The 20,881-nt window shown below is 39.4% G+C and carries 17 protein-coding genes and 2 tRNA genes; 13 read left to right on the forward strand and 6 right to left on the reverse strand.

All coding sequences use genetic code 11. The features are described 5' to 3' along the window. The first annotated feature begins 19 nt into the window (after nt 1-19). From OQX62_RS12220 to OQX62_RS12230, 3 genes are all read left to right on the forward strand, one after another. Entirely contained in the window at nt 20-703 is a 684-nt protein-coding gene (locus OQX62_RS12220; protein ID WP_265831821.1) for an ABC transporter ATP-binding protein, read from the forward strand. A gap of 17 nt (nt 704-720) precedes the next feature. After that, entirely contained in the window at nt 721-1,518 is a 798-nt protein-coding gene (locus OQX62_RS12225; protein WP_265831822.1) for an ABC transporter substrate-binding protein, read from the forward strand. Between the two features lie 107 nt (nt 1,519-1,625). Next, nucleotides 1,626-1,707, forward strand: a tRNA-Leu gene (locus OQX62_RS12230). 350 nt (nt 1,708-2,057) lie between these two features. Here OQX62_RS12230 and OQX62_RS12235 read toward each other — a convergent pair. Continuing rightward, on the reverse strand, nt 2,058-2,660 hold the full coding sequence (locus tag OQX62_RS12235) for a Crp/Fnr family transcriptional regulator (RefSeq protein ID WP_265831823.1): 603 nt from the start codon (nt 2,658-2,660) through the stop codon (nt 2,058-2,060). 309 nt (nt 2,661-2,969) lie between these two features. On the opposite strand from OQX62_RS12235, the gene OQX62_RS12240 reads away from it, so the two are divergent. From OQX62_RS12240 to OQX62_RS12250, 3 genes are read left to right on the forward strand one after another with little or no spacing between them, the layout of a single operon-like run. Continuing rightward, nucleotides 2,970-3,416 carry a MauE/DoxX family redox-associated membrane protein gene (locus OQX62_RS12240; RefSeq protein WP_265831824.1) on the forward strand — a complete coding sequence of 149 codons (447 nt, stop codon included), beginning with the start codon at nt 2,970-2,972 and terminating at the stop codon, nt 3,414-3,416. 17 nt (nt 3,417-3,433) lie between these two features. Next, the gene (locus tag OQX62_RS12245; protein ID WP_265831825.1) at nt 3,434-3,754 is read left to right on the forward strand and encodes a hypothetical protein; all 321 of its coding nucleotides are present in this window, start codon (nt 3,434-3,436) and stop codon (nt 3,752-3,754) included. Nucleotides 3,755-3,788: 34 nt separating this feature from the next. Continuing rightward, on the forward strand, nt 3,789-4,103 hold the full coding sequence (locus tag OQX62_RS12250) for a hypothetical protein (RefSeq protein ID WP_265831826.1): 315 nt from the start codon (nt 3,789-3,791) through the stop codon (nt 4,101-4,103). A gap of 72 nt (nt 4,104-4,175) precedes the next feature. Here OQX62_RS12250 and OQX62_RS12255 read toward each other — a convergent pair whose 3' ends face one another. The 4 genes from OQX62_RS12255 to OQX62_RS12270 all read right to left on the reverse strand — a co-directional run bounded on the left by OQX62_RS12255 (nt 4,176) and on the right by OQX62_RS12270 (nt 10,800). Then, on the reverse strand, nt 4,176-5,567 hold the full coding sequence (locus tag OQX62_RS12255; RefSeq protein ID WP_265831827.1) for a RagB/SusD family nutrient uptake outer membrane protein: 1,392 nt from the start codon (nt 5,565-5,567) through the stop codon (nt 4,176-4,178). 11 nt (nt 5,568-5,578) lie between these two features. Beyond that, nucleotides 5,579-8,872 carry a SusC/RagA family TonB-linked outer membrane protein gene (locus OQX62_RS12260; RefSeq protein WP_265831828.1) on the reverse strand — a complete coding sequence of 1,098 codons (3,294 nt, stop codon included), beginning with the start codon at nt 8,870-8,872 and terminating at the stop codon, nt 5,579-5,581. A 142-nt stretch (nt 8,873-9,014) separates the two neighbouring features. Further along, on the reverse strand, nt 9,015-10,142 hold the full coding sequence (locus OQX62_RS12265) for a FecR family protein (RefSeq protein WP_265831829.1): 1,128 nt from the start codon (nt 10,140-10,142) through the stop codon (nt 9,015-9,017). A gap of 94 nt (nt 10,143-10,236) precedes the next feature. Beyond that, nucleotides 10,237-10,800 carry an RNA polymerase sigma factor gene (locus OQX62_RS12270; RefSeq protein WP_265831830.1) on the reverse strand — a complete coding sequence of 188 codons (564 nt, stop codon included), beginning with the start codon at nt 10,798-10,800 and terminating at the stop codon, nt 10,237-10,239. A 564-nt stretch (nt 10,801-11,364) separates the two neighbouring features. Between OQX62_RS12270 and OQX62_RS12275 the strand changes: the two genes are divergently transcribed. From OQX62_RS12275 to OQX62_RS12290, 4 genes are all read left to right on the forward strand, one after another. Further along, a tRNA-Leu gene (locus OQX62_RS12275) sits at nt 11,365-11,448 on the forward strand. A 196-nt stretch (nt 11,449-11,644) separates the two neighbouring features. After that, complete coding sequence (locus tag OQX62_RS12280) at nt 11,645-12,646, forward strand: LLM class flavin-dependent oxidoreductase (RefSeq protein ID WP_265831831.1); 1,002 nt, start codon at nt 11,645-11,647, stop codon at nt 12,644-12,646. 193 nt (nt 12,647-12,839) lie between these two features. Further along, nucleotides 12,840-13,271 (forward strand): DUF2147 domain-containing protein, encoded by a 432-nt coding sequence (locus OQX62_RS12285; RefSeq protein WP_265831832.1) that lies wholly within the window; start codon nt 12,840-12,842, stop codon nt 13,269-13,271. Then, the gene (locus OQX62_RS12290; RefSeq protein ID WP_265831833.1) at nt 13,271-14,287 is read left to right on the forward strand and encodes a WD40/YVTN/BNR-like repeat-containing protein; all 1,017 of its coding nucleotides are present in this window, start codon (nt 13,271-13,273) and stop codon (nt 14,285-14,287) included. Before OQX62_RS12285 ends, OQX62_RS12290 begins: the two co-directional genes overlap by 1 nt. A gap of 4 nt (nt 14,288-14,291) precedes the next feature. Here the strand turns inward: OQX62_RS12290 and pncB are convergent, their stop codons facing one another. Further along, nucleotides 14,292-15,476, reverse strand: coding sequence for a nicotinate phosphoribosyltransferase (gene pncB, locus OQX62_RS12295; protein WP_265831834.1), 1,185 nt, complete (start codon nt 15,474-15,476; stop codon nt 14,292-14,294). Between the two features lie 174 nt (nt 15,477-15,650). Between pncB and OQX62_RS12300 the strand changes: the two genes are divergently transcribed. From OQX62_RS12300 to OQX62_RS12310, 3 genes are all read left to right on the forward strand, one after another. After that, on the forward strand, nt 15,651-16,220 hold the full coding sequence (locus tag OQX62_RS12300; protein WP_265831835.1) for an RNA polymerase sigma-70 factor: 570 nt from the start codon (nt 15,651-15,653) through the stop codon (nt 16,218-16,220). Nucleotides 16,221-16,298: 78 nt separating this feature from the next. Beyond that, complete coding sequence (locus OQX62_RS12305; protein WP_265831836.1) at nt 16,299-17,279, forward strand: FecR family protein; 981 nt, start codon at nt 16,299-16,301, stop codon at nt 17,277-17,279. Nucleotides 17,280-17,415: 136 nt separating this feature from the next. Continuing rightward, on the forward strand, nt 17,416-20,877 hold the full coding sequence (locus tag OQX62_RS12310) for a SusC/RagA family TonB-linked outer membrane protein (RefSeq protein WP_265831837.1): 3,462 nt from the start codon (nt 17,416-17,418) through the stop codon (nt 20,875-20,877). Nucleotides 20,878-20,881 lie beyond the last annotated feature (4 nt).

Consider the following 20,881-nt stretch of genomic DNA (forward strand, 5'->3'; position numbering starts at 1 on the left):
CAGATTTAAAAAAGATAACATGATAAAACTAGAAAATATAGAAAAATATTATGCGAATAAAGGATTAAAGAGCTATATCCTGAGGCATGTAAGTACTACCATTCAGCAAGGAGAGTTTGTTTCCATCATGGGTCCTTCAGGTGCAGGTAAATCAACTTTGTTAAATATTCTCGGGATGCTTGAAGAACCAACATATGGTACCTATGAATTTATGGGGGAGGATGTTACCTCTTTGAATGAACGCAAGCGAATTGAGCTTTACCGCAATCATATCGGATTTGTTTTTCAGGCTTATCATCTGATAGACGAGATGACGGTAGCGGAAAACATTGAAGCCCCCTTGTTATACAAGAAAATAGCCGCTGCAGAGCGCAAGAGCAGGGTGGCAGACATGCTTGACCGCTTTAACATTGTAGGAAAAAAGGACCTGTTCCCCAACCAGCTTTCAGGCGGTCAGCAGCAACTGGTGGGTATTGCGCGTGCCCTGGCTGCACAGCCCTCTATTATTCTGGCTGATGAACCGACAGGTAACCTGCAATCTGCACAGGCGCTGCAAATTATGGAACTGTTTAAAAAACTGAATGAAGAGGAAGGGATTACGATTATTCAGGTAACTCATTCTGAGATTAATGCTGGTTATGGATCAAGGATTTTACATTTGCTGGACGGTGTAATTAAAGAAGACCTGCAGGTGGCATTATAAAGATATATATTTGTGGCATGTTACGTCAGTTTACCGATCAGCTCCATAGAGCTGTTAGCTTCAATTATCCGCCAAAGCGGATTATTTCTATTGTACCCTCACAGACTGAACTTTTATTTGAGCTTGGCCTGAAAGATGAAGTGATAGGAATCACTAAGTTTTGTGTTCATCCTGCCGCAAAGTTTAAAACAATGACAAAGGTAGGAGGAACCAAAAAACTGAATATTGAGCTGATCAGAAGTTTAAAGCCTGATTTGATTATCGGAAACAAAGAGGAGAACAATAGGGAGGACATAGAGCTGCTGTGTGCGGAGTTTCCTGTGTGGATGAGTGACATCTCTAACCTGGAAGAAGCAATGGCTGCTATAAGTCAGATTGGTGCATTGGTGGATCGTGAGCCTGAAGCTGCTTATCTAAATCATCTGATCAGTGCCGGTTTTACCGACTTGCAGACTTTGGCACTGGAGCGGGGAATTGATAAAAAAGTGGCTTACCTGATTTGGAAGGGACCGTATATGCTGGCGGGAAAAAATACTTTTATTGATGATATCCTGACAAAGAATGGTTTGACCAATGTTGTGAAAGAGAGCCGGTATCCGGAGTTGGATCCGGAACAACTGCAGGCATTGCAGCCAGAATTGATTTTGCTGTCTTCAGAACCCTATCCTTTTCGTGAAAAACATATTGATGAACTCCAGGCTGCAATTCCCGATGCTAAAATAATGCTGGTTGATGGCGAAATGTTCTCCTGGTATGGCAGCAGATTGGTGAAAGCAGTGGAATATCTCTTTCATTTGCAAAAAGAATTAAATTAAATTCGCTTAGAATGAATGGTTTATGTGTTTTGGTGTAAAATAAATACAAAAGACTTTTGAGAACTGATAACTATCTCTATATTTGCAGTCCTAAACAACTCCTATATGCGGATGTGGCGTAATTGGTAGCCGCACCAGACTTAGGATCTGGCGCTTCACGGCGTGGGGGTTCGAGTCCCTTCATCCGCACAACCAATTATAAAAAAAGCAGTCTTTCGGGATTGCTTTTTTTGTTTCCACCTGTATTCTTATCTCCCGTGAATTTATGTAGAACTTATTCTGGACACTCCAGTGAACTCGCATGGCGGTTCAAATCACTCATGTGAATAGATTAACTGAAGAAAATATGGCTTGCTGCAATTGATCTCAAAACCGCCCTGTAACATACAAGGCGGCTTTGAAATATTTAGCGAGCTGTATTCCTCTTACTATTTATGTATCTGGCAGAAAGATTACAGTTATAATTGATGTCATCGGAGCTGCATCAGAAGTTGACACAGGCGCTTGATTGCGATTACAAATCAAATTTTTAGAAGCATTTACCTGTTCTCTTTGATCATCTTTGATAAGTACTGCGGGGTAACCTCTAAAAAGGAAGCAATGATTTCTTTCGACACTTTTTGTTCCACATTAATATACCTGGTTAGTAGTTCCTGGTATCTTTCCCATGCAGAAGGCCTGGCAAAATTATAGAAACTTTTATGACTGTAGTTTTTGTTATACGCGGAAAGGTGGTTCAGAAATATTTTTGTGTAAGGGAAGTTGTCAAAAATACAATTCAATTGCTGATACGAGATGGAGGTCAACGTACTGTTGGCCATAACTTCAATGTAAATATCAGAAGGAATCTGATTAACAAAACTGTCTACGTCCGTCATTATAGAATGATCATCCCAGAGAAAAATCGTTTTTTCTTTTCCTTTTTCATCATTTATAAAACCTCTCACTACTCCCTTCTGTACGAAATAAATTCTGTCTGAAATCATCCCTGCAGTAAGTATTAAAACTTTGTGGCTATGATGATTTGTACTGATTTGAGCATCTATGTATTGAATCAACTGGTTTCTTTTTAAACCATTTTTCAGTTCTTCTGGTACAGGATCCAGATCCAGGAGATAATCATGTAGATTTTGTTTAATCATTTGGTTCTAATTAGGTATAGTTAGCGTTAATGTTTAAGTTTTTTATCTTATCTCTCCACACAAATTTAAAGTTTATTATGGAATAATCACACTAATAACTGTAGCTATAAGCAGCTAAAATCGCCGATGAATAGGAGCTTGTTAATATGTCTTATCTATTTGAATATAAGTGTATTCTGAAACCGATGTTAAGTTTTTTATTAAACTGGTATTAAGCAATTTCTGAATATAATATTAAGTGATTTCTGAAACTGTTCTTACTCCTTTAAGGAATATCCGTCCTTACCTTAGTCTTATACTATTTTACCTATGGAAACAACAATAAAAAGAAAATCATTCTTCTGTTTTGGTGAGAAAACCAAGGTGTTTGCAGACCTTATCAGCTATCTGTTTATTCTGCTTTTTATCTATACTGCAAGCAGTAAAATATTCACTTTTCAGGATTTCAATAATGTGCTCCATGTGGTGCCCATTTTCGGTCCGTACCATATAGTGATTTCAGTGCTTATCATTTCTGCCGAGATCGTCATTGGCGTATTGCTGATCATACCGTTCACAAAAAAGACAGGTCTCTTAGCTGCCCTCTTCCTGATAATCATCTTTACCATTTATCTGATTTACATGGTCTCTTTTGAAAAGGTATTACCCTGCAGCTGCGGGGGAGTAATTTCTCATCTTTCCTGGAGAAACCACATCTGGTTCAATGCAGGACTGATCTTCCTGTCATCCTTAAGCTTACTAACTAACAAACCATAAACAAAAACAAAAAAACAATGATGAAAAAACTAGTATTAGGCCTTGTGCTGGCGGCGGTAGCTGTCGGGGGCAGTGCATTCACCACACCAAAAAAAAGTATCGTTGAAAATTTTCTTATTCAGCCACTTACAGGCATTTTTTTGAGAGTTACTACAGCTAATGGCGGTTGCATCAACCTGCTCAGCACACTCCAATGCAGGTATGCAGTTACATCTGCCGGAAGACTTTATATTCCGGCGCAAGCCTGGTACACGAATGAAGATATCATTAGCTTCCTGAATGCCGGTTATATAGAGGAGATGCAGGTAACAGCTAACGGAATATACCTTATTATTTAATTATCACTTTTTGTTAATTTTTAAATATAGAATTATGAAGAAGATAGTATTTGGCCTGTGCCTGGCGACTGTTGCCATTGCGGGTAGTGCATTTATTAATGAAAAAAAATCTATTACTGAAAGTTATCTGGTACAGCCTGCAACCGGATCTTTTATCCGGCTCGCGACAGCTCCGGGGGCCTGTATGTCTAGCTCGGGATTAAATTGTAAATATGCCGTAACAGCTTTTGGACGTTTATATATACCTGCTCAATCAACTTATACCAACGCCAATATAGAAGAATATTTAGGTGATGAGTGGATTGAAGAGATCCCGAATGTTGGACCGGGGACTTATTATACGCCCTAATTATGTCCTTCGATAGAAAAAAGCTGTACACTTAAAAACGTACAGCTTTTTTATGATCGTTAAATTGCTAATTTATCTTTGGTTTTGCTGAATACCGCTTAACTCTATTTCTTCATCCGGAATAGGAAATACATACTTGGGATCATTTGGAAAAAGTGTATACCTTATTCCATTTAACTCCCGGGATAAAAAGATAGCTGCTCCCTCTTTATTCAATCGCTTTAAATCTGTCCAGCGCAGACTTCTCCAAATTAATTCTTTACGTCTCTCTGTTAGTATTTTACTTAACGCATCTGTAGCATCATTTGCTGTTAATGGAATAAATGTCCCGGTTTTATATCTGTGTGTCAACAAAGTGTTAAGTGTAACTAATGCACCTTGCACTTCATTTCTTCTGGCCTGGCATTCTGCTTTGATCAAATAAATCTCGTCTGTAGCCAAACCTGTAAATGGAGCAGGATAAGATCCTGCATAGCCAAATTTCATATATAAGCTCCCTAATATGTTTGTGCCAAAATAAATGCGCTTTCTCAAATCATTGTTTTCATACAAATTGTAAAGTTCAGGATTGATGGTTACTGCTGTAATAGCTTCTACCGTTTGTACAATATTATAATAGTTGGTGATTACGGTCGTGCTGAGAATTGTTTCTGTATTATTCATACTAAACGGAGTTTTTTCTGTAAGACTAACCAGGTTATAATCAATCAGCGTACTATATAGATTCAAAGTGCTGTCGGCGTAGCTTTCTGCCTGTCTGTAGTTTCGCATGCTTAAATATATTCTTGCATACAAAGCCATTGCAGCTACTTTAGATGGTCTTTCTCTATTTGCGGCCGCAATACCAGGTTGCAGCAAAGCGACTGACTGGTTAAGATCTGAAAATATTTGGTTGTAAGTTTGCTCTACCGAAGAGCGGTGTTCTACTTTATCAATTCCGGATTTTAAACGTATTGGCATTCCCAATTCAATTGAACTGGTGTGGATGTCATATGCGGGGGAAAAACTGCGTACCAGATCATATAAAAGATAAGCTCTCATAAACAGTGCCCACCCTTTTAAATTGTTCCATTGTTTTTTATTTACTTCGGCATTTGCCAGTTTATCCAATCCTTCCAGCACATTGTTGCAAATAAATATTGATGAATAACCAATATTCCAGTCCTTAACATCCTTTTGCCCTTCAAACAGGTCTTTAGCCCAGATATAACTGTTCCTTTCAGCATTAAAGAATGTTCCCTGCCATGCAGCAAAATCACTAAAGATATAATCATCTGATGAAATTTGTAAAAGAGCTGGTGTTGACCTGTTAAGATAATCAACATTTTCCAGCATGGCCTGAAATTCATCCAGAGAAGTTGGTGTCACTATATTGGTATTTGGCTTAGCATCTAAAAAATCTTTTTTACAACTACTGAATGCTACAGTAAAAATTAATATGACGTATAAATAACTGAATTTCATGAGGTTCAATTTTAAAAATTAGCTTTAAATCCTAGTGAGATCATTTTTGGTGCTGGGATTCCATAGGGATAGTCCGGGTCAATTTTTCTGGCAGTCGCTTTCCATAAGATACCCAGGTTACTTGCATACAAATAGATGTCTAATGCAGAGAAAGGAAGGTTTTTTATCTTGTTTTTATTTGGCTGATAATCTATTCGGATATCCTGCAACCGGATATGGTCTGCTTTTTCTACCAGGATATCTGATAATGCATAAATCTCATCACGGATTGCTTTTGCCGGGTAAATTAGTGCAGGGACGTTAGTGGTGAATTCATCTCCCCATTTTTTCCATCTCAGACTGTAATCATCCTGTTGATAGGCGGCTATTGAGCCATTTCCCTGATAAATAAAAGTATTATTCAAAGAAGGTCTCCGGAAATAATATTTGAATTTATAATTGATATTGAATGAGAGTTCCCAGGATTTACAGCTGAATGTATTCCTTACCGCACCAAAATACGTTGGGGTTTGCTTGCCGCTGTAAACTAATTCTCCTGGATTTTTAGAACTCCTGATATTAGAATAATCTTTACTTTTAACACCATTTAAAATGCTTTGTGGATTTCCTGTAGTATCAAGTCCCATCCACTTGTAACTAAAAATAGCGTAATAAGAATAGCCTTCTAATGGGTTCATGAAATTTGAATTCACTATCGAAGAATTACCTCCTCTATTGCCTTTATAACTGGTAATTTTATCTGTGTTGTAATTGAACAGGTATGCAGTTTGCCATTGGAAAGATGACCTGTTTAGGTTTAATACTTTTAAAGTAATGTCAATTCCCTTTGAATGCATATTAGCAGAATTGCCCTTGAATACAGAAACACCAGTCTGTGGGGCAACCGGACTGAATCCAATCAGGTCAATACCATTTTTAACCCAGTATTCCAGACTACCTGTGATACGATTTTGAGAGGATCCGAAATCAATGCCGAAGTTAATATTCTTTACCTTTTCCCATCTCAATGAGGGGTTGGGTGGGTTTTTAATTTGCAATATAGGTTGTCCCCACAAATTACCGCCAGATACAGATTGGGTAGTGAGATAGGCAGATGTTGATTTGTCCACATTGCCATTATAACCATAAGTAATCCTCAGCTTTAAATAAGGCAAAGCATTAAAATGATAGAATTTCTCCTGACTGACATTCCAGGCGATGCCTGTTGACCAGAGCGGAACGCCTTTTTGATTTGAGGCTACACCGAAAAGATTAGATTCATCGCGGCGTACACTGGCTGAGAGCATGTATTTATGGTCGTAGGCATATGATCCGTTGGCATAGTAAGAAAGATAACGGTCTACACTACTATTATTTCCTATGGTGAGCGGTATTCTGGTTATTTCTCCATTATAATATTTTGGTAAATCCTGTAATGGATTGATTGTAGAATTAAGGTTGGTCGCAGTTGCCTTATTATAACCATATAACGTATAGTAAGAATCTGAACTCTGGTAATCTTTTACTTCATAACCTGCAATTGTATTGATGGCATGTTTGCTTGCAATCAGTGTTTGATAGTTTAATTGTGCGCGTCCGTAGTGTGCATGGTAATTTCCCTCGTTACTATTTACAATATCACCCAACGGAAATGGCCTTTTTACATTTCCGCTTGTTTCGTCGATCTGACTAAAGGAATTAATGAGGTTGCGCGTGTAGTAAGAATTCCGGGCGGTAATTTCCCTGTTTTCGTTTGTACCTTTGTCATACGTGTACTTGACAGAAAATCTGAGATTGTTGATGATTTTGTAGTTGAGTGCCATATTCACCCGATAGGTTGTTATTCTGCTATACCATAGATGATTCTCTTCTTTTAGCTCATCCAGTGGTTTGTAGTGCCAGTCCAGCAATCTGCCGGCACCTGCGGTATCTACGTAAGAAAGCCTTAAATCTCTGCTCAGCGCCAGTGCATTTCCTGATTGGTCAGCTACATTTTCGTATGGATATAAAGGTTGATATCCCGATCCTCTCATTTTATTATTATTTGAGATCAGCATGATGCCTGTCACCAGTTCAAGTTTGCTTTTGAAAAGCAAGAGTGTGTTGTTTGCATTAACCGTAATCCGGTCAGCGCTATTGGTCACGTTATTTGCCAGGTCTTTATCGTAACCGAACGAAAGGTAGTATTTGTTATGTTTGCCACCTCCCTCTGTACTCAGCTGGTATTGCTGACTCACGCTTTTTCGAGAAAAATATTTATCCAGATCAGCTCTGTTATCATGAGCGGCAATAGAATCTAATAAGGCAGATTTTCTGGTTTCAGTAATCAGATTTTTTCGACGTAAGAGCATAATTTCTACAGCAGGGGATAGTGATGCATAACCGTTGCTGATGTTCGGATCAAATTTTCCTTTATCAAATAGAAACTGTTCATTGTCTATGAACTCTTTATTTGTTAACTGTGATTTATAATATTGATCTGGCTTAGCTCCAAATGTATAATTTACATTCAGGTTAATTAAGGGAGACTGATTAAATGTGCCATCTTTAGTTGTGATAACAATGACGCCATTGCCTGCTCTTACACCCCAGATGGAAGCTGATGCTGCATCTTTTAAGATTGTTATAGATTTGACATCCTGTGGGTTAATGTTTGTCAGGTCGCCATCGTACGGAAAATTATCAAGGATAATCAGTGGGTTTGTATTTGCTGAAATTGTACTCCGGTCTCTGATACTGATAGCCGGTGTATTTCCTATGGTATTTTTATTAAAGGTTAAGCCGCTTGCAACGCCATCGAGTCTGTCAAGTACATTTCTGCCATTTCTCCTGTTGAATAATACACTGTCGATTAATACAAAACTCCCTGTAGCACGTTCCTGCGGGATACGCTGATAACCTGTTGAAACAATATTTACTTCACTGAGTATTGCTCCGGATAATTTGTTTGCATCTGCTACAGGAGCTGCTTCCTTCGCTGAAGGATTTGTTGCTTTAGTCCAGACTCTGTCTGAGGGATCAATAAAGATAACTTCGTCCTCTATTCTGTAGGAGAGAGGCAGGTATTGCAAAATAGATTCTATTGCTTGATTGACAGTGACGTTCTTCAGTTTCAGATTGAAAATACTTGTTCCCAGGGTGATTTTAGGATCAAACATATAACCATAACCGACTTTAGAACTGATCAGTTGAATCGCTTTTTCAAACGAGATCTTACGTTCATTGATGGTAATCTTTTGTGAAAAAGCAGCTATACTGGATAGTATTAAAATTACTAATATTAAAAGCGTTTTCTGAAGTAGAGTAAACTCTTTTTTGAAGTACATGAAAATATATTTGGTGTTGCATTTTTCTGATGTTTCTATAAACAGGGGGGACATCTTGTTTCATCGTCATCATGCATTTCTATGATATAAAAAAGACCAGAAGTGCCCTCGCACTTCTGGCATTCAGCAACCTTGGATTTTATTAGTTTGTTACAGTAATCCTCCTTCCTTGAACTTTAAAGTGTATTTTTCCTCTTTGTGATAATTCAATTGTTTGCAATACGGCTGACAGGGCACTTTTGCGGGATAGTCTGCCGGCAAGTTGTATATCTGCTGTTAGATCCGGGTCGCAGACAAATTCCACATCATACCACCTGCCTATTTTGTCCATCGATGACTTGAAACTATCTTCCTTCACGAATATAAATGCATCATTTTTCCAGTCGACCGCTGGTATAGTATCTACCTTGTTCACGAATGTTTTTATATGATCTCCCGAACCTGTCGTCACTGCCTGCTCACCCGGCTTAACAACCTCCTTTTTATTAATTTTTACTAATCCCTCTAAAAGAGTTGTCTTCACCATATCTTCATCCTTGTAAGATTTGATATTGAAATGCGTTCCTAAAACTTCTATCAGCTGTTTTAAAGTTTGTACCCGGAAAGGTACCTCCTGGTTTTTAGCCACTTCAAAATAAGCTTCGCCGCTCAACATCACCCTGCGTTCATGAAGTGTTTTGAAGGATGTTGGATATGTTAATGTGGACGCGGCGTTTAGCCATATTTTGCTTCCGTCAGGCAGACGCAATCTGTATTCTCCTCCTTTAGGAATTTCTATCGTATTATATTCTTTTACTGAAGCGCTGTTTGCTTTTGCATTGTAAATCAATTCTCCATCTGCAGATTTAGTAATTACAATTCCTGCTTGCTGAACCATTTCACCATTTCTCAGATCAGACAGATTAATCTTTTTGCCGTCAGCCAGGGTCAGAATTGCTTTATTACCTCCTGGAAGTATTTCTTTTGCTATAAGCTGGCTTTTTGACTGCGGTTGTTTAGCTGTGTTTTTATAAAAGTATAAGCCGATTGACAATATAATGAACAACGAGGCAGCGATAACAGCTATCCGCGGCCACAGTCTGATCTCAGGTTTTTTAAACCTGCTGTCAAGATCTAACTTCACCTCAATCAGATCATCTAAAAAATCTTCCAGACTAACCTCCAATGGTTGATTTTCGTAATACCTGTTAAACCAGGTTTCCAACAGGCCTTTCTCATATTCGGAAGCCTCACCATTCTGGTATTTTTCAATAAGTTCTTTTATTTCCATAATATAATAAGGAATTGTATCCTATGTATTATGTATGATTACTGAGAAAGGCCGAACATGTGGAAGAAAACAAAAATATTTTATAATTATATGCTTATAACAAACTGATATAAGTACTAAGATTTTGCTTTAGCGTTTTAATAGCATCAGAAATATGTCTGGAGACTGTTCCTTCAGTTATGCCCAGTGCTTCTGCAATTTCACTATGAGTAAGTTTTTCATTTCGGCTAAGCTCAAATACTTCTTTTATTCTTGGTGTGAGTTTAGTAATTTCCTCTTCAATCTGATCCCTGAATTGTTTTTCCCTGATCGGATAATCCGTATGGTTGTATTCTATTTTTACGTGTTCCAGTAAGGTAACCATATAGTCATCGTGACGTTGTTCTTTCTTATATTGTTTGAAAATCAGATTCCTTGCACAGGTAAAAAGATAAGATTTGAGTGTAAGATTGATTTCGAGAGTTGCTCTGATTTCCCAGATTTTGCTGAAAACATCGTTAAGCAGATCCCTGGCATCCTCGCGATTGCGAAGTTTGTTGTAGCCATATTGGAGCAGACCCGCGCTATATTGTTGATAAATCTGGTTGAAAGCATTGTAGTCGCCACTTTTTAGCCGGTGGCATAATTCAGTTTCTGTAAAATGAGTTTTTGTAGTCATGATAATGAAATTGGTTAATTGTAAAATATTTGGTTAAAGAATGGTGGTCATGTAAGAATTTTATTTTTCCTGAGGCATGAAATGATAAAAATCCAAACAATTTCTGCTGCAATGTAATCGCTTTTTTTGACTCCTTGTAGCTCTATTTGAAAAAATAAAATTTCATTTACATCTGTTTATCAGAGTATTGTGTTTTTGTTTGACGCTTTTTCTACCAAAGCTAAAATGTTTTTTCACGTCAATTTATCATGCGTTTTGTATTTAGATTAAGTCTAAAATACAGTTGTATTTTATTGTTATTTTTTTGTCCCGGTTATAGATTTTGAAAGCAACAGGTACCAAACTCTTATCACATATAGGTTCATATTCTTTTCCTCATCATTTTATATTTATTTTCATCATAATCTGCCTGCAGGGGAGACAGACGCAGTATTATCTCAAATTTCCGTTGTTGGTACTCAGGACGATACAGCATTACAGAGAGAATAGATGAAAAAAAATTATATGATTTGATAAATAATACTAAATTTGTCGCCTCAGCAGGATTAAGCTGAGTTATACAATGCCCGGATGGCGAAATTGGTAAACGTTGCGGTCTCAGAAGCCGTTGGAGTAAGATCCTTGAGAGTTCGAGTCTCTCTTCGGGCACATTGTCACGAATAATACAAAAATTATCAATTAAATGAACCCTGCAAATTAACATTGCAGGGTTTTTTATTACGGACTTTTCTTGTCTGTATGAAAAGTCAAATCTTGAATCATGACAAATCTTTACAGGCATAAACTCTAATTTTATAAAAAACAGGTATGCCTGTAGAGAGGATTTCAAATGATAGAAAAAAATATGAAGCAATTATCGGATCTTAAGTATTCAGTATTGGATCTTGCGACAGTTGTAGAAGGAAAAACACCAGCCGACACTTTTCGTACAAGTCTTACCTTGGCACAGCATGTAGAAAAACTGGGGTTCACCAGATTCTGGTTGGCAGAACACCATAATATGATCAGCGTAGCCAGTTCAGCAACTTCCGTACTGATAGGTTATATTGCTGGCGGAACCACTACTTTAAGGGTAGGATCTGGCGGTATTATGTTACCTAACCATTCGCCATTAGTTATCGCTGAGCAGTTTGGTACGCTCGCTTCCTTATATCCCGGAAGAATAGACCTTGGTTTAGGTCGTGCACCAGGAACAGATCAGGTTACGGCTATGGCCATCAGAGGTGAACGTTTCAACGCAGCGCATGATTTTCCACAGGATATATTAAAGTTACAGGCTTTCTTTTCGGCCGACAACAGCAGTAGCCGCGTGCGTGCTATTCCTGGCGAAGGATTGGACATTCCAATCTGGATTTTAGGCTCAAGTACAGACAGTGCGCGCTTAGCCGCAGCGATGGGTCTTCCATATGCTTTTGCGAGCCATTTTGCACCTGCACAGTTTTTAACGGCAATCAATATATATCGTCAGAATTTTAAGCCTTCGGCAGTTTTGGCCAGTCCTTATGTGATCGCCTGTTTGAATGTGGTTGCTGCAGATACGGATGAAGAAGCTACAAGACTGGCTACTTCGTTACAGCAAATGTTTGTTGGCGTAATTACGGGAAAACCGCGATTACTTCAGCCACCAGTAAATGATATCGATGAAATCTGGAGTGACTATGAAGCAGAGGCTGTCAGCCAGATGCTGGCTTTGTCATTTGTAGGCGGACCGGAAAAAATCAAAGAGGAAATGCAGGATTTTCTTGAAAAGACGCAGATAGATGAAGTAATGATGACTTCAAATATTTATGATCAGCAGGCGAAGCTTCACTCTTATGAACTGTTTTCAAAAATCCTTAAAGGATAAATAGCTGCAACGGGTTTAGTTCAGTACATTAATATAAATTATTTTGCGTTATTGAAAAGGTTGGAATTGTTCCGGCCTTTTTTGTGAAATGAGCTGTTCATTATATTTATGCATTATCTTTGTGCTGGTTGTAAGCTATAATGTGTTTATTCAAGAATCAATGTGTAAATTAGCTTAAACTAAATATAAATTTATGAGATACATATCATTGTTATTGCTGATCACAGCAATCTCTTTTACAGGTTTTGCACAGAAAAAAGATGCTATTGTAGGTACATGGGTAAACGCTACAGGTGAAGCCCATGTGAATATTTACAAAAAGGGAGAGCGGTATTTTGGTAAAATAGACTGGCTAAAGGCACCAAAAGATGAAAAGGGTAAGCCTAAAACAGATTACAAAAATCCGGACGAAAGTTTAAGAAGCCGTCCTATTTTAGGAATGGAAATGCTGAAAGACTTTGTTTACGATGATGGTAAATGGACGGATGGAAAAATTTATGACCCTAAGTCGGGTAAAACTTATAGTTGCAACATGAACATTAAAGATAACGGACAGCTCAATATGCGCGGATACATCGGCATTTCACTAATTGGAAGATCAGAAACCTGGAAGAGAGTCAGATAATGCGTTTAATCTTATTTATATTCCTTCTTTCGCCGTTATTCGGGTTTTCACAAAGTTATGAACTGTCATCTGCATCAACGGGTACGGAAACAAGTATCAGGGGGCTGTCTGTAGTTACGGATAGCGTCGTTTGGGTGAGCGGCAGCAATGGTTTTATCGGCCGTACGGTTGATGGCGGCAAAACATGGAAATGGATGCAGCCTGCTGGTTATGAAAAACTGGATTTCAGAGATATTGAAGCTTTTGATGCTGATCATGCCGTAGCTGTAAATGCAGGATCGCCAGCGTATGTATTGCTGACGAGCGACGGCGGGAAAAGCTGGAAGGAAACTTATAAAAATGTTGATTCAGCAATATTCCTTGATGGAATGGATTTCTGGAGCGCGAAACATGGGATCATCTTCGGTGATCCCATTAAAAACAAATTACAGTTGCTGATCACTGAAGATGGTGGATTAACGTGGAAGGACTCTTCTGATGCGTTAAAACTGGAAATGGCCAAAGGTGAGGCCTCATTTGCTGCAAGTGGCACTACGATAAAGACGCTGGCCGGAGGTAAAGTATGGATTGCCACGGGAGGATCTAAATCGAATGTTTACACCTCTGATGATTACGGACTAAACTGGAAAAAGTATGAGTGCCCTATTATCCAGGGCAAAAGCAGTACGGGCATTTTTTCTGTAGACTTTTATGACAAAAACCGCGGCATTGTAGTGGGTGGGGATTATGAAAAGGATAAGGAGAACGCTAATAATATTTTGCTGACCAGTGACGGGGGGAAAACATGGACTAAACCGTCCAGACCAGTATACGGTTTCCGTTCTGGTATCCTTATTTTTGATGAAAAGAATTGTTTTGCGGTAGGTACTTCAGGCACTGATGTATCAAGAGACGGTGGGAATTACTGGTACCACATTTCTGATGAGAGTTTTAATGTGATCAAAAGGGCTAAAAATGGCGGGCTGGTTATCGTTGCGGGTAACGACGGACTGGTATACAGTTTAAAAGTCAAATAAAATCTTAGACTATACCGAGGATAGTTTTTCCCAGATGGATCATCTTTTCGGTTCCTGTATATTTAGCATGCTCGTCTGAGAGTTTGATGACTTCTATCCATTCCTGATCCTGGGGCTGTGCCTCGGTCATTTTGATCACCATATTCATTGGGGCAGGTCCGGCATCATTGGTGAGGTTAGTGCCGATCCCAAATGAAATCCCGATTCTGTTTTTGCAGTAGCCTGCGATGCGGGCCACCTTTTCATAATTCAAGGCATCAGAGAAAATAATCGTTTTGGACTTCGGATCTATACCCATGCTCAGATAGTGGGCAATCACTTTATCAGCAAACAGAAGGGGATCACCGCTGTCATGCCTCACACCATCGAATAATTTAGAAAACATTTTATCAAACTGCCGGAAGAATACATCACTGGTATAGGTGTCTGAAAGTGCTATGCCAAGATCACCACGGTATATTTGTACCCAGTGTTCCAGCCCCAGGGCATTGGCCATCTTAAAACCATATCTCGCAGCATGAAACATAAACCATTCATGTGCATGTGTACCGATAGGTCTGGTACGATGCAGCATCGCCAGATGTACGTTACTGGTGCCGATAAAAGATCCTGCTCCGTATTTGCCCAGTGAATCCAAAACGAGCTGATGAATCGCATAAGAATACCTGCGTCTGGTACCAAACTCCGCAATAGTGACCCCTAATTTTTTATAGTTTTCAATTTTTTCGCGTGTGGTACTGATGACCTCATCGTCACTTATCCGCTCTGAATCTGTCATGATGTAAAAGAGTTCACTGATGAGCGACATCAGTGGGACTTCCCATAGGATAGTTCTATACCATAAGCCTTCAATATGCAATTCCAGCTGATCTCCTTCCTGTGAAATTTGAACTTCATCAGGCTGGTAGCGATAACCCTCCAGAAAGTCCAGGTAAACAGGATCAAGATAAGGACAGGTATCCCGCAGGAAGATTTTCTCCTGAGGACTCAGCTGTAATCCCTTCATCTCATCCACTGTTTTACGCAACGCAGCGGCAAATTCCGCTGGAAAAGAATGCTGACCTCTGTTGATAAACTTATACCTGACTTTTGCTCTTGGAAATAACTGTATTACACCCTGCTGCATAGTGAACTTGTAAAAATCGTTGTCCAGTATGGATGTTAACAGGGGCGAGGAGTTGTTCTGCATAGCAATAGTCTTTAATGTAAGCCGGGTAATCAGCGAGGGGGTATTGTCATTAATAATGCCAAAATAAATAAATTGACCTCAGCCTTGTACTGTTTGTTTACAATTATTTAAAAATTCCTTATCATAGCCCGATTCCTTTATTCAATATATTTGGAGGCATATAAGGCTTCTTAAATGATCGACAGGAAAACTGATATACCGAATGACCAGCAGCTCATGATTAAACTGAAAAATCAGGAAAGAGCAGCATTCGAATCGGTTTATAACAACTACTCAAAAAAGCTATACTATTACGCGCTTAAATTCGTGAAATCGCCCGAGATTGCGGAAGACATTATGCATGATGTTTTTGTGAAACTCTGGGAACACGCCGCAATGCTCAATCCTGAAGCGTCTCTTCAGGCTTATCTATACAAGATGACGAGAAATTCTTTGCTGAACCTAATTAAACGTGGAAATGTAGAAGAGCGGATCGTTGAAGAAATAATGAACCATGCCGAACAGTTCACTTTAAATACTGATGAACAGATCCAGTATAGAGAAACACTGGTGCAGACAAATAAAGCAATCAGCGACTTGCCGCCAAAGAGAAAACAGATCTTTGAAATGTCGCGCGACAAGGGAATGACCCATCGGCAGATCGCTTTGCAGCTGGAAATTACTGACAGTACGGTAAATAACCAGCTCGTAAAAGCAATCAAATCAATAAAAAATTATTTATACCTCAATAGGACAGTAAGTTAAGTCCGGATTCAAAAAAAGTATTCTTAGCGGATAGTTATACTGCATAACGAGATTGTATAAGTTATGTAGCGGAAGAATATGAATACGGAAATCAAGATTTTATTATCAAAATATACCCATAACCGGTGTACAGCTGAAGAGCTTGCACAAGTAAAAGCTATTTTACAATCCGGCCTTTATCAGGAAGAATGGTTGGCGGTCATGGAAGAGGAAGCTGCAGATGATGTGATTGAGGGCAGCGACAAGACCGCACCTGGTTTTGATACAGCTAAAGTATTCGCAAGAATAAATGAGTCTACCGCACCCATAGTTAGGCATTATCCATACAAATGGGCTATTGGTATAGCGGCAACTTTATTCATTAGTCTGGCAGCAGGATATCTATTGCTCAACAACAATTATGCATCAAAACAACAAGATTACATTGCCGGGCAGGTGACTCGTGCAGGTGAAAGAAAGATCATTACACTGACGGATGGTTCAACCGTCGTTTTAAATAACAGGAGTGAGCTTCGTTATTCTTCTCATTTTTCTGGCAATAAAAGAGAAGTTTATTTAAAAGGGGAAGCTTTTTTTGAGGTGAAGCATGATACAACAAGACCATTCATTGTACATACCGATCATTTGAAAGTCCAGGTGCTGGGTACTTCTTTCAATGTGAAGTCTTATCAGAATGATAACCATACCAGTGTGGGAGTGGTTACGGGTAAGGTAGGCGTGAACGGCAATAAGACAAAGAGAACGTACATGCTTTTACCAGGGAATGTACTTTCCTGTGATAAAAGAGATACTGCATTTCAGCAGATAACGGTGAGTACGGATGAAATTCTGGGCTGGCAGAAAGGTTTAATGGCATTTCATCAGGAAACATTGGAAGAAATTATACCTGAACTGGAACGATGGTATGACATATCTGTCACATTGAGCAGCAAACAGCTGTTGAAAAAACGCATTACGGCCAGCTTCTCGAGAAAGTCTCTAAATGAGGTGATGGAGATTTTATCCAAAACAGCAGGCTTTACTTATGTGATCAATAAAAACCAGGTTCAAATCAATTAAAAAAACGGAGGCAAATGGTAAAAAATTAGGTAAACAAAACGCCCTGTTAGAGCAGGGCGCTTATGTCATTAACTGAACTAAAGATCAATTAACAATTGAAGGTTTTAATAAACTTCGAAAATTCAACAACAAAGTAATGAAAAAAAATTTACGGCGTCAATTTTTAACGCTTGTTTTTCTGCTGTGCGCGCTACAATGCACATTCGGGCAGTCAACATCGAAAATTATCACACTCAAAGGCACTTCAGTAACACTACAGCAATTTATCGAACAGATTAAGCAGCAGCAATCACTGCAGTTTACATTTGATGAAGGCGTAAATTCGCTGCTGTCAAAAAATGTAAACATCCGCAAAAACAAAACTACAGTTAACGAAGCGCTGGGTTGGCTGACATCCGATTTATCTGTCAACTATAAATTGATAGATAATTATATCATATTAAGTGTTTCAGGTTCCGGGAAATTCAATCCTCAGCACAAATCCGGCAGGATCCGCGGAAAGGTGATAGATGAAACCAAAGCACCAATGATTGGTGCAGCCATCAAAGTAGCAGAAACGGGGAAGTTGGCCGTAGTAGATAATGAAGGAAACTACACACTGAATTTACCAGCAGGTACTTATACCTTAGAGATCACTTATATATCTTTTCAAAAGGAAACCATACACAATATTAAAGTTGCGGAAGATCAGACCGTAACTGTTAATGCCACTTTGAAAGCTAACCAGAATTCTTTAAATGAAGTGGTGGTTACCGCTTTAGGGATTAAAAAAAGAGAACGTTCTTTGGGTTATGCCAGTGCACAACTCTCTGCCGCTGATGTAAGTGATGTGCCGCAGCCGAATGTGCTGAATTCTCTTGCGGCACGCATTCCGGGTGTAAATATACGCAGCACGGGTTCAGATCCGGGTTCGAGTGTGATGGTGACTATCCGCGGACAGTCTTCATTAACAAAAGATAATCAGCCACTTTATGTTATTGATGGTGTGCCGGTAGCTGCAGCGTTGCAGAATCCTACTGCGGCAGTCGATGGAAAACAAACTATCGATTATGGCAGTCCGATCAGTGATCTGAGTGCTGACGATATCGCAAATATTACTGTATTAAAAGGGGCCAGTGCCGCTGCGCTATATGGTAGCAGGGCGGGCTCTGGTGTAATTCTCATCACGACAAGGTCAGGCGCAGAAAAGAGAGGCCTGGGCATCAGTTTCAATTCTACGGCTGTATTTGACAAGGCTTACCTCTTTCCAAAGTTTCAGAATGAATTTGGATCAGGATATTCTTCAGGATCTGATAATACACTGAATACGATGGCATGGGGGCCGCGATTAGACAGTGGGCGACAACTGGTACAGTGGAACAGTCCCCTTGATGCCAATGGCAAAGCGATTGCTACCGACTGGGTTTCTTATCCTGACAGGGTGAAGGATTTTTTCAATACAGGCCATACCCTCACCAATAATATAGCTGTAGCCAAATCTGGTGAGGCTGGCGATTTCAGAATTTCTTATGGAAACATGATCAATGCCGGTATCGTACCCAACACGGATCTGAAAAAAAACAACCTTAATTTCTCCGGAAATTACAATGCGAAGAAATGGCTCAGGATCAATACAAACCTATCTTATACCAATAATAAAAGTAATAACAGGCCGTCTGCTTACCGGGAAAGTGTTACGTCGCTGATTTATACCCTGGCGCCGAATATCAACATTAATGAGCTTAAAAACTATTGGGTACCGGGACAGGAAGGGTTAAAACAATACAATCCGCTTTCTACTGAGGACAATCCTTATCTGGTTGCCTATGAGGAAACCAACGGTTTTAACAGGAATCGATTAACTGGCCACGTACAGGTTTCAGTAGACCTGCTGCCAAGCCTGACTCTGATGGGTAGAACAGGATTGGATTATTACAATTCAGAGCAGGATGAAAAGCGCCCTTTTAGTGCCAAAAGAAATCCTACAGGTGCTTATCTGATAGAAAACAGTTCATTTAAAGAACAGAACAGCGATTTTCTGCTGACTTATAAGCCAAAGGCGATAGGTAATATCACTTATTCCATCACAGGAGGAGGCAACCAGATGGATCAGCAGATTAAATCTGTCCGCAATTACACAGGTGCTTTAACACTGCCGGGAATCTATAATTTATCAAATGCTGCGGCAGGTTCCATGATTTTTACGCAGAGTTTTACCCATAAGCGTATCAACAGTTTATATGCACTGGGCGAGGTGAGTTATAAACAGTCTGTTTTCCTGAACCTTACTGCACGTAACGACTGGAGCAGCACATTGCCTCCGCAAAATAATTCTTATTTCTATCCTTCGGCATCACTCAGTGTAATTGCTTCAGATTTACTGGGTATCAAATGGAATTCCCTTTCTTATCTGAAACTGCGTGGTAACGTTTCGCAGGTAGGATCTGATACTGACCCTTATCAGTTGTACAGTACTATTCCTTTTGATACCGACTGGGGAACAGTGAAACGTGCCTCCCTGGTTTACGATCAGAAAAACAACTTATTGAAACCGGAGATTGCCACTTCCTATGAAACTGGTGCAGATGTGAGTTTTTTCGGCGAGCGTTTAGGCATGAGTTTTACCTGGTATCAAACAAATAACAAAAATCAGATCATTCAGGTGCCTACATCTATCGCTTCCGGTGCAAGTACCAAGCTGATCAATGCGGGTAATATCCAGAATTCAGGTATTGAGTTATCCTTAAATGCTGTGCCGGTTAAAGGGAAATTTACCTGGAAAACAGACCTTAACTTTAGCAGGAACAGAAATAAAGTAGTTTCATTAACGCCGGGTATTACAAGTTATCTGCTGGGCAGTACGGATGGAAGTAATATCCAGTACCTGATTAAAGAAGGTGCACAGATGGGTGATTTTTATACACGGAGCTGGATGAAAGTAACGGAAGGTCCGTATGCCGGGCAGGCATTGCTTACCGCTAACGGTTTACAGCAACAGGCGACTGAATTTGAGAAAATAGGGAACTATAATCCTGACTTCGTTGCGGGTATCAACAATAATTTTAAATATGGCAGCTTTACGATGAATGTTTCGGTAGACTGGCGCCAGGGTGGTCAGTATTATTCATACGTGGCCAAAGGATTAATTCAGGCAGGTTTAGTAGAATCAACACTGCCGGGCAGGGATGCTGCACATGGTGGCCTGAGCTGGACAGATGCAAGTAATGTGAAACGCGACGACGGAATGCTGATGCCGGGTGTGATTAAAAATATTGATGGCAGTTACAGACCTAATGATGTGATTATTGCTGCGGATACCTATTACGACAATAAACACTGGAAATATTATGAAAACGAAACTTACAGTGCCACTTATGTGAAGCTGAAAGAGGTTTCGATTACTTATGCCTTTGGTAAAAATGTAATGCGCAGACTACCTTTTGTAAGTAACCTTTCTTTCTCTCTGATTGGCTATAATTTATATACCTGGACGGCTGCCAATATCGGATACGATCCGGAAACAACAATGAGCTTGAGTGATGCAAGATATCAGGGCGTTGGCCACTGGACTTTACCAGGAACGCGTTCTTTTGGTGCAAAATTAAGCTGTAACTTTTAATATG

This window comes from Pedobacter sp. MR2016-24, from assembly GCF_026239655.1.
Classification (GTDB): Bacteria; Bacteroidota; Bacteroidia; order Sphingobacteriales; family Sphingobacteriaceae; genus Pedobacter.